General features: G+C 51.2%; 6 tRNA genes and 2 rRNA genes (2 of these 8 cut by a window edge). All 8 read right to left on the bottom strand.

The annotated features are described in order from the left end of the window. Position 1 (bottom strand) — tRNA-Leu (locus NSS97_RS00475) (it extends 88 nt beyond the left edge of the window). Between the two features lie 16 nt (positions 2-17). After that, a tRNA-Gly gene (locus tag NSS97_RS00470) sits at positions 18-92 on the bottom strand. A gap of 29 nt (positions 93-121) precedes the next feature. Continuing rightward, positions 122-202: transfer RNA gene (locus tag NSS97_RS00465), tRNA-Leu, on the bottom strand. Between the two features lie 14 nt (positions 203-216). Continuing rightward, positions 217-292, bottom strand: a tRNA-Lys gene (locus tag NSS97_RS00460). Positions 293-306: 14 nt separating this feature from the next. After that, positions 307-382, bottom strand: a tRNA-Thr gene (locus NSS97_RS00455). Positions 383-386: 4 nt separating this feature from the next. Further along, a tRNA-Val gene (locus NSS97_RS00450) sits at positions 387-462 on the bottom strand. A gap of 5 nt (positions 463-467) precedes the next feature. Beyond that, positions 468-583 (bottom strand): 5S ribosomal RNA (rrf, locus tag NSS97_RS00445). Between the two features lie 101 nt (positions 584-684). Beyond that, positions 685-2,500: ribosomal RNA gene (locus NSS97_RS00440) — 23S ribosomal RNA — on the bottom strand (it continues 1,106 nt past the right edge of the window).

Genomic DNA, 2,500 nt, shown 5'->3' with positions numbered 1-2,500 from the left:
CATGTCATACTGAAAATTGGAGCGGAAGACGGGATTCGAACCCGCGACCCCAACCTTGGCAAGGTTGTATTCTACCACTGAACTACTTCCGCAAGACATGTTTGAGTTATTTTATTAAAAGTGCGGGTGAAGGGAGTCGAACCCCCACGCCAAAGGCGCTAGATCCTAAGTCTAGTGCGTCTGCCAATTCCGCCACACCCGCATATTTCATTAAAATGGTGAGCCATGAAGGATTCGAACCTTCGACCCTCTGATTAAAAGTCAGATGCTCTACCAACTGAGCTAATGGCTCGTACAATTAAAAACTGGTGCCGACTAGAGGACTTGAACCCCCAACCTACTGATTACAAGTCAGTTGCTCTACCAATTGAGCTAAGTCGGCTAAATGGTGGAGGATGACGGGATCGAACCGCCGACCCCCTGCTTGTAAGGCAGGTGCTCTCCCAGCTGAGCTAATCCTCCGAATTGCCTGGCAACGTCCTACTCTCACAGGGACAAGGTCCCAACTACCATCGGCGCTAGAGAGCTTAACTTCCGTGTTCGGTATGGGAACGGGTGTGGCCTCTCTGCCATCATTACCAGACTGTATTCATTTAAGACAAGAATTATTATAACTTATTAACTTTTGAAAGTCAACAAGTTTTTTATATTCTTTCAAAACTAGATAACATTGCTTCATATTATATGGTTAAGTCCTCGATCTATTAGTATTCGTCAGCTCCACATGTCACCATGCTTCCACCTCGAACCTATCAACCTGATCATCTTTCAGGGATCTTACTAGCTTACGCTATGGGAAATCTCATCTTGAGGGGGGCTTCATGCTTAGATGCTTTCAGCACTTATCCCTTCCGCACATAGCTACCCAGCTATGCCCTTGGCAGAACAACTGGTACACCAGCGGTGCGTCCATCCCGGTCCTCTCGTACTAAGGACAGCTCCTCTCAAATTTCCTGCGCCCACGACGGATAGGGACCGAACTGTCTCACGACGTTCTGAACCCAGCTCGCGTACCGCTTTAATGGGCGAACAGCCCAACCCTTGGGACCGACTACAGCCCCAGGATGCGATGAGCCGACATCGAGGTGCCAAACCTCCCCGTCGATGTGGACTCTTGGGGGAGATAAGCCTGTTATCCCCGGGGTAGCTTTTATCCGTTGAGCGATGGCCCTTCCATGCGGAACCACCGGATCACTAAGCCCGACTTTCGTCCCTGCTCGACTTGTAGGTCTCGCAGTCAAGCTCCCTTATGCCTTTGCACTCTACGAATGATTTCCAACCATTCTGAGGGAACCTTTGGGCGCCTCCGTTACACTTTAGGAGGCGACCGCCCCAGTCAAACTGCCCACCTGACACTGTCTCCCGGGTCGATGAGACCCGTAGGTTAGAATTTCAATACAGTCAGGGCGGTATCCCACCAGCGCCTCCACCGAAGCTAGCGCTCCGGTTTCAATGGCTCCCGCCTATCCTGTACAAACTGTACCAAAATTCAATATCAGGCTACAGTAAAGCTCCACGGGGTCTTTCCGTCCTGTCGCGGGTAACCTGCATCTTCACAGGTACTATAATTTCACCGAGTCTCTGGTTGAGACAGTGCCCAAATCGTTACACCTTTCGTGCGGGTCGGAACTTACCCGACAAGGAATTTCGCTACCTTAGGACCGTTATAGTTACGGCCGCCGTTTACTGGGGCTTCAGTTCAGAGCTTCGCTTACGCTAACCCCTCTCCTTAACCTTCCAGCACCGGGCAGGTGTCAGCCCCTATACTTCGCCTTACGGCTTCGCAGAGACCTGTGTTTTTGCTAAACAGTCGCTTGGGCCTATTCACTGCGGCTTTCCGTTAAGAAAGCACCCCTTCTCCCGAAGTTACGGGGTCATTTTGCCGAGTTCCTTAACCAGAGTTCTCTCGCACACCTTAGGATTCTCTCCTCGCCTACCTGTGTCGGTTTGCGGTACAGGCACCTTTTATCTCGCTAGAAGCTTTTCTTGGCAGCGGGGAATCAAAGACTTCGCTCCATAAGGAGCTTCCCCATCACAGCTCAGCCTTCACGATAAGCGGATTTGCCTACTTATCAGCCTAACTGCTTGGACGTGCACAACCAATCGCACGCTTCTTCTATCCTTCTGCGTCCCTCCATTGCTCAAACGATAAAGAGGTGGTACAGGAATATCAACCTGTTGTCCATCGCCTACGCCTGTCGGCCTCGGCTTAGGTCCTGACTAACCCTGAGCGGACGAGCCTTCCTCAGGAAACCTTAGGCATTCGGTGGACGGGATTCTCACCCGTCTTTCGCTACTCATACCGGCATTCTCACTTCTAAGCGCTCCACCAGTCCTTCCGGTCTGACTTCACTGCACTTAGAACGCTCCCCTACCACTGATACCATTGGTATCAATTCGCAGCTTCGGTGGTGTATTTAGCCCCGGTACATTTTCGGCGCAGAGTCACTCGACTAGTGAGCTATTACGCACTCTTTAAATGGTGGCTGCTTCTGAGCCA

The sequence above is a fragment of the Bacillus sp. FSL R12-0074 genome, assembly GCF_038005725.1.
GTDB classification, from domain to species: domain Bacteria; phylum Bacillota; class Bacilli; order Bacillales; family Bacillaceae_G; genus Bacillus_A; species Bacillus_A mycoides.
Note: the sequence above shows the minus strand (reverse complement) of the source record. Positions and strands in the feature narration are given on the sequence as shown.